Source organism: Nonomuraea terrae (genome assembly GCF_044465245.1).
GTDB lineage: Bacteria > Actinomycetota > Actinomycetes > Streptosporangiales > Streptosporangiaceae > Nonomuraea > Nonomuraea terrae.
Genome location: NZ_JBITLL010000004.1, coordinates 761,311 through 767,815 on the forward strand (window position 1 = coordinate 761,311; position 6,505 = coordinate 767,815).

Consider the following 6,505-nt stretch of genomic DNA (forward strand, 5'->3'; position numbering starts at 1 on the left):
AGTATCCGCCCGGCGTGGCCCTCGGGAAAGCCGGTTGTGCCAGATCAGACGAAGCTTTGTCAGCGGGTGAGCCGGCGGTGCCAGGCCACCGCGGAGGTGTCGGTGAGTGAGGCGATCTGGTCGATGACCACGCGGACGCGGGCCGCGTCGTCAGGGGCCTTGTCGAACGCGGGCCGGAAGGCCGGCTCCAGCGTACCGGGCGCGCCGAGGGTGATCAGCGAGGCCAGCTCGGTGATGAGCTCGCGCTGCCTGGCCTGGTTGGCGTGGTGGCCCTCGGTGGTCATCACGTAGTGCGCGGTGACCCCCTTGAGCAGCGCGCACTCCAGCTTCGTGGTGCGCGGTACGACGAGGTCGGCGCGGTGGCGGGCGCCGTGCACCTCCTTCGTGGCGGCCTGGGCGGAGGTGCAGAAACGGCCGATGAGCCCGCTGGTGAGCGCCTTCAGCCCGGCCAGGTCGGCGAGCGTGGCCTCGAAGTGACGCGGCCACAGCGGGTGTGTGATGAGCCGGGCGAAGACCTCCTCCAGCTCGCCGAGGTCGGCGCCGGGGGCGTACCAGGTGCGGGTGGTCCGGCACACCTCGCGGCGCTCGGCGGGTGACAGCAGCGCCTCCGGGACGACGTGGCCGGAGTGCAGGGCGTCCTCCAGGTCGTGGACGGAGTAGGCGACGTCGTCGGCCCAGTCCATGATCTGCGCCTCGAAGCTCACCCGGCCCTCCCGGGCGCCCTCCTGGACCCACCGGAACACCGGCAGGTCGTCGTCGTACACGCCGTACTTGGGCGAGCCGTCGCCGCGCGTCCACGGGTACTTGATCGAGGCGTCCAGGACGGCGCGGGTGAGGTTGAGCCCGGCGCTGCGGCCGTCCTCGGTGAGGACCTTGGCCTCCAGCCTGGTCAGCAGGCGCAGGCTCTGGGCGTTGCCCTCGAACCCGCCGCACGGAGCCGCCAGCGCGTCCAGCGCCACCTCCCCGTTGTGCCCGAACGGCGGATGCCCCAGGTCGTGCGCCAGGCAGGCGGTCTCCACCAGGTCGGGGTCGACGCCCAGGGTGGCGCCCATCTCCCGGCCCACCTGGGCGCATTCGAGCGAGTGGGTCAGCCGGGTGCGTGGGATGTGCTGGCCACCGCCGAACGTCTCTCCTGGGCCTACGACCTGGGTCTTCGCGGCGAGTCTGCGCAGCGCGGCGCTGTGCAGCACCCTGGCCCTGTCGCGCTCGAACGCCGAGCGCCGGGGATTGCCGGGAGGTTCCGGAACCCAACGTTCCTGGTCGTGCTCATCGTAAGTGGGCATTGGTCCAGTGATTTTATCCAGTTTGCGGTGTTCCGCTAAGGTCAGCCTCGCGAGAACCCCTTCCCCGGGAGCGACTCCCCCATGACGACAGCGTTACGAGCGGTGCTGGCGTTCGCCTTGCTCGCCGGCTTCTACGTGCTGGTCGGCCTGGTCCTGGCGGCCGCGATCTTCTTGGACGTCATGCTCTTCGTCGAGTTCCGTCCGCGGCTGATCGAGTACGCCGTCGTGCTCACCCTGGCCGCGGCGACGCTCGTCCGTACGCTGATCATGGTCAGCCGCGGCGGGAGCGGCGAGCAGCCCGGCGTGGCGGTGGGACGCGAGCACGAGCCCGCGCTGTGGCAGACCGTCGAGGACCTCGCCCGTGCGGTGCGCACCGCGCCGCCCGACGAGATCCGCCTGGTCCCCGACGTGAACGCCGCCGTGGCGGAGGACACCCGCTTCCTGGGGCTGCGGGCGACGCGGCGGCGGATGTACATCGGCCTGCCGCTGCTGCAGACGCTCACGGTGGACGAGATGCGCGCGGTGCTCGGGCACGAGCTCGGCCACTACAGCGGTGCGCACACGCGCCTCGGCGCGCCCGTCTACCGGGGCCGGGTCTCGCTGATCGCGACCGTGCGCAGCCTCGGCAAACACCCGCTCATCCAGCGCGTGTTCACCCTGTACGCCCGCCTCTACCTGCGCGTCTCGCAGGCCGTCTCGCGACGGCAGGAGCTGGAGGCCGACGAGTTCGCCGTCATGATCGGCGGCCGCCAGGCCATGGCGAACGCGCTGCGCAAGATCCACACCACCGCGCTGGCCTGGGACGTCTACGCCTCCGGCTACCTCTCGCTCACCGGCGCGGGCGGGGCGCGGCCCTCGACGGTGTTCGGCGGGTTCCACCAGCTGATGAGCGACCCCGTCCGGCAGGCCCAGCTCGCCGAGCTCGGCGAGCAGCCCGACGAGGTCTCCCCCTACGACTCGCATCCCAGCCTGGCCGAACGGCTGGCCGCGATCGAACGCCTGCCCGAGCCGCCGCACACGCCCGACCCGCGCTCGGCCCTGACGCTGCTGGTGGACGCCAACGTGGCGGTGCGTGCCGTGGAGCAGACCATGTGGACGCCCGAGGCCCTGGAGGGGCTGCGCCCGGTGCCGTGGGAGGAGCTGGTGGCCCACGGCATGTACGCCGGCCGCAACGCCGAGGCGCTGCACGACCTGGCGGTGGCCGGCCAGCGGGTCATGGGCTCCACGCGCCCGTACCTGGACGCCGCGTTCGAGGCGATCGCCCGGGGGCGGCAGGGTGAGCTGGAGGGCCGGCTGCGCGAGCTGGGCTGGAGCCCGTCCGAGACGTTGCTGGCCGGGGTGCTGGGGCAGGCGCTGGAGGCGGTGCTGATCCAGCTCGGCCAGGCCCGGTGGACGCTGTCGTGGTCGGGGCCCGCGCGGCTGCTGTTCGACGACGGCGAGGAGGTCTCGCTGTCGGAGTACGCCGCGCAGGTGGCGGCCGACCCGGCGGCCGTGGCCGGGCTGCGGAAATGGCTCGGCGACCACGGGATGCGCCACGACTACGTGCCCGCCGAGGAGCCCGCTCCCTCCATCGCCCGGTAGACCGGCTCAGCGCAGCGCCCGCTCCAGCTCGGCGCGGTGCTCGGCGACCCAGTCGCGGGCGGCGCGGACCTGCTCGACCACTCCGGCGGCGCGCAGCCTGACGGCGTGCGGCATGCCGGCCTCGGCGTCCGCCTCGATGCCGTGCCGGCAGCGGTCCTGCCACCACAGGACGGCCTCCACGACCTCGCCGCGCTCCCGCAGCCCATACGCGTCGCAGATCAGCCGGACCTTCGCGGCCGCGTCAGGGCCCGCCCCGGGACCCAGGCCGGCGTACTGCCAGCAGACGTGCGCCACGTCGTGGATCCGCCGCCCCGGGCCCGCGATGTCCCAGTCGATGAAGGCGACCGGCCGCAGCCCGGCTCCTTCGTCGCGGTAGACGGTGTTCTTCGGGGAGAGATCGTTGTGGCAGACGACCTCGCCGTCGCCGGCCGGCGGGGTGCCGGCGGTCAGGTCGTGGAACTCGCGCACCAGCTCGGCCACCCGCGCGAGGCTCTCACCGGACGCGACCTCGCCGGTCTGCCCGTCCTGCCAGGCCACGTGGCCTGGCACGTAGCCGAGGATCTCGCGCCCGCTCTCGTCGAGCCCGAGGAACCGGGGCGCGCCCGCCCACCCGCACCGCTCGAACAGGGCCAGCAGCTCGTGCACGTAAGCGGCGCGGGGACCGCGCGGACGGCGCACGGTGTCGCCCACGCGGACGACGGCGTTGACGAACCCGCCGGGCAGCTGTGTCTCCGACATGTTCTCCAGCATGCCCGCCGGGACAGGAGAATCGGCGGCGGCAACCGGTTTCCCCCGAGCGCCTTGCACACCGCGATGCGTGGCCATACGGTCACCCTTAGCATTCGCTTGGTTCAGAGGAGGCGCTGTGAACAGGCATGACGGCGGAACCCGGCGGGGCCCGGCGATGCTGCCGCACATCGCTTGGCGGCTCGAAGCGATGATCGCGGCCGTCGCCGAGCGCCGGGCTCCCGCCACCGGCGCGATCGCGCAGGCGCTGCGGAAGGTCCCCCGCCACTGGTTCGTCCCCTCCGTGGGCCTCGCGCTCGACGACGGCGGCGGCGCCGTGCCGATCGACCGCGACACCGATCCCCCGGCCTGGTGGGACGCCGTCTACTCGGGCAAGCCGATCGCCACCTGCCGGGGCGGGTCGGCGTACACGTGCGTCAATCCCGCGCCGAGCGCCGTCGTCGACCTGCTGGAGTGGCTCGACCTGCGACCCGGGCTACGCGTGCTGGAGGTCGGCACGGGCAGCGGCTGGGTCACCGCGCTGCTCTGCCGGCTGGTGGGCGAGTCGGGCAACGTGACGTCGGTCGAGGCCGACCCCGAGGTCGCGCAGGCGGCGGCGCGCAATCTGGCCGCCGCCGGGATTCGCCCGCACCTGGTGGTGGGCGACGGCTGCCCGGAGCGGGGGCCGTACGACCGGGTGCTGGCGCTCTCGACGATGCCGGACGTGTGGATCGAGCAGGCCCGGCCGGGCGCAGTGATCATCGGAGGCGACGACAAGGCCGCACGGCTCGTGGTGCCGGAGACCGCGTCCTGACCCCGTGACGACCGCAGGGCACCGGGACGCCCTGCGCGGCGGCATCCCGGCGCCCTGATCAGTGGTGCGTCAGGCGTCGAGGCGTCTAGGCGTCGTCGTCGGAGACCGAGGCCGAGCGGTTGCAGCGCGCGTTCGCGTTACCGGAGTTGAACACGACGTTGCCGCACATGCTCAGCGGCGCGGAGACCGGCTCGACGATCTCGTCGTTGAAGACCGTGAGCAGGCTCGGGGGCGCGGCGGGCTCGACCGGCTCCGCCGGCTCGACGGGCTCAGCGGGCTCCGCGGGCTCGACGGGCTCGGCCGGCTCGACGGGCTCGGCCGGCGCGACCGCGGCGGGCTGAGCCGGCGCCACGGCGGCGGGCTGCGGGGCGTGCGCGGCGACGCCGGGGGCCGGAGCGGCGGGCACGGCGCCGGGCCGGGGGGCCAGGGCGACGGCGCCGGGCCGCGGCGCGGGAGCGACGGCGTTGAACGCCTGCGCGGGGGCCACGGCGTTGAAGGCCGGCGCCGGGGCGGCGGCGGCCAGGCCCGGGGCCACGGGCTGCGGCGCGACGGCGACCGCTCCGGGGGGAGGCGCGGGGACGACCAGCGCCGCGTGCGCGGCGATGGCACCCCACCCGAGGGATGCTGCGATCCCGACGACCAGGACGGCTCTTTTGAGCATGGGGGCTCCTTGCTTGTGCGCCCGGCCTCCAGGGCAGGGCGCTGCTGTAGGCATCCGTGGGATGACGGACCCGCCCGTGACGAAAGGGGAACGGGCCGGGAGCGACTTCCCTGCGGTGAGTGACGTTAGCGCAAAGTGATGACAGAGCGTGGCAATGATGTGACTCTCGGTGTCGAGAGAAGGGAGATCCTCGGCCGCATAATCGTTTGACGCCACGCCCGGACGGCCGGGAGGATCGCGTGGTGCAGATCGAGTACCGCAGATTCTCCCCCGCCGACGTCGAGGACCTGGTCGGATTCCTGACCGGCGAGGAGTGGCCGTTCCACGCCGGCGTTCAGGAGGCGGCCGCGATCAGGCGCCGGGTGGCCGCGGGTTTCTACGACGACGCGGAGAACAGGACGTTCTGGGTGCTGGCCGACGGCGAGCGCGCCGGCCTGGTGCGGCTGTACGACCTCGGCGACGACACTCCGATGTTCGACCTGCGCGTACGCCGTGCGTGGCGCGGGCGCGGCCTCGGCACGGCGGCGCTCTCCTGGCTCACCGGCCATCTGTTCACCGAGCTCCCCGGCGTCACGCGCATCGAGGGCACGACGCGGGCCGACAACCGGGCGATGCGGGCGGCGTTCCGCAAGAACGGCTACGCCAAGGAGGCGCACTACCGGGAGTCGTGGCCCGCGCCCGACGGCACCTGTCACGACGCGGTCGGCTACGCGATCCTCCGGCGCGACTGGGCCTGCGGCTCCACCACGCTGCCCGACTGGCACGACGAGCCCTCCTGAGCCGCCGCCCCGCCATTCGGTGAGTCAACCGAGCGTGAGCAGGTTCTAATGAATCCGCCATGTACAAAGCGTTGTCACGTGACTACGGTTTGTAGCGAAGACTGGTTGTTCACGCCCAAGGAGGTTCCCGTGCGTACGTCCCCCCGTAATATCGCCGCCGCCGTGGTGATCGCCGCCGCAGGCCTGGCCCTGCCGGCTCAGGCGGCCCACGCCGTCGTCGATCCCTCGAAGATCGCGGTCCTCGAGTCGCTGCAGAAGACGGACCCCATCCTCATGGCCAACTGCACCACCGGCACGGTCGCCGACCCCGCGGGCGCCGTCGTCGTCCCGCCGGAGGTGCCGCTCGTGGGCTGCCTCACCCTCTGACGTCCCCTCTCCCGCGGCACTGGGCGGCACGGAGACCCCTGAGGCATGACCGGCCTGCCCGTGGTGGGCGGCGGGCATCCCCCCGGCCTCGTGGGCGCGTAGCGCCGCCCAGGCCGCGCGCGCCCGTCCGCCGGACGCCGTGCCTTCACGCCGTGCCTTCGCGCGTGCCTTCACGCCGTGCCTTCACGCCGGGCCTACACGCCGGGCCTACACGCCGGGCCTACACGCCGGGCCTACACGCCGGGCCTACACGCCGGGCCTACACGCCGGGCCTACACGCCGGGCCTACACGCCG

Annotated in this window: 7 protein-coding genes; 4 read left to right on the forward strand and 3 right to left on the reverse strand. The window is 73.4% G+C overall.

Going from position 1 to position 6,505, the window contains the following annotated elements; translation table 11 throughout:
* Positions 1 to 59: 59 nt before the first annotated feature.
* The gene (locus ACIBP6_RS21770; protein ID WP_397054729.1) at positions 60 to 1,283 is read right to left on the reverse strand and encodes a deoxyguanosinetriphosphate triphosphohydrolase; all 1,224 of its coding nucleotides are present in this window, start codon (positions 1,281 to 1,283) and stop codon (positions 60 to 62) included.
* Between the two features lie 81 nt (positions 1,284 to 1,364).
* On the opposite strand from ACIBP6_RS21770, the gene ACIBP6_RS21775 reads away from it, so the two are divergent.
* Positions 1,365 to 2,864 (forward strand): M48 family metallopeptidase, encoded by a 1,500-nt coding sequence (locus tag ACIBP6_RS21775; protein ID WP_397054731.1) that lies wholly within the window; start codon positions 1,365 to 1,367, stop codon positions 2,862 to 2,864.
* Positions 2,865 to 2,870: 6 nt separating this feature from the next.
* Here ACIBP6_RS21775 and ACIBP6_RS21780 read toward each other — a convergent pair whose 3' ends face one another.
* A complete protein-coding gene (locus ACIBP6_RS21780; protein ID WP_397054733.1) occupies positions 2,871 to 3,602 on the reverse strand; it encodes a phosphotransferase in 732 nt (243 codons plus the stop codon).
* Between the two features lie 127 nt (positions 3,603 to 3,729).
* Between ACIBP6_RS21780 and ACIBP6_RS21785 the strand changes: the two genes are divergently transcribed.
* Positions 3,730 to 4,404, forward strand: coding sequence for a protein-L-isoaspartate O-methyltransferase (locus ACIBP6_RS21785; protein ID WP_397054735.1), 675 nt, complete (start codon positions 3,730 to 3,732; stop codon positions 4,402 to 4,404).
* A gap of 85 nt (positions 4,405 to 4,489) precedes the next feature.
* On the opposite strand, the gene ACIBP6_RS21790 is transcribed toward ACIBP6_RS21785, so the two are convergent.
* Positions 4,490 to 5,065: a hypothetical protein gene (locus tag ACIBP6_RS21790; RefSeq protein WP_397054737.1), complete on the reverse strand. Its 576-nt coding sequence runs from the start codon at positions 5,063 to 5,065 to the stop codon at positions 4,490 to 4,492.
* A 239-nt stretch (positions 5,066 to 5,304) separates the two neighbouring features.
* Between ACIBP6_RS21790 and ACIBP6_RS21795 the strand changes: the two genes are divergently transcribed.
* Both ACIBP6_RS21795 and ACIBP6_RS21800 read left to right on the forward strand, forming a co-directional pair.
* Positions 5,305 to 5,844 carry a GNAT family N-acetyltransferase gene (locus ACIBP6_RS21795; protein WP_397054739.1) on the forward strand — a complete coding sequence of 180 codons (540 nt, stop codon included), beginning with the start codon at positions 5,305 to 5,307 and terminating at the stop codon, positions 5,842 to 5,844.
* Between the two features lie 165 nt (positions 5,845 to 6,009).
* Positions 6,010 to 6,210, forward strand: a complete 201-nt coding sequence (locus ACIBP6_RS21800) for a hypothetical protein (protein ID WP_397054741.1) — start codon at positions 6,010 to 6,012, stop codon at positions 6,208 to 6,210.
* The last annotated feature ends 295 nt before the right edge of the window (positions 6,211 to 6,505 follow it).

Bases quoted from the DNA above. Each gene is read 5' to 3' on its own strand.
- ACIBP6_RS21770 (WP_397054729.1), bottom strand. From the start codon at position 1,283: ATGCCCACTTACGATGAGCACGACCAGGAACGTTGGGTTCCGGAACCT.
- ACIBP6_RS21775 (WP_397054731.1), top strand. From the start codon at position 1,365: ATGACGACAGCGTTACGAGCGGTGCTGGCGTTCGCCTTGCTCGCCGGC.
- ACIBP6_RS21780 (WP_397054733.1), bottom strand. From the start codon at position 3,602: ATGTCGGAGACACAGCTGCCCGGCGGGTTCGTCAACGCCGTCGTCCGC.
- ACIBP6_RS21790 (WP_397054737.1), bottom strand. From the start codon at position 5,065: ATGCTCAAAAGAGCCGTCCTGGTCGTCGGGATCGCAGCATCCCTCGGG.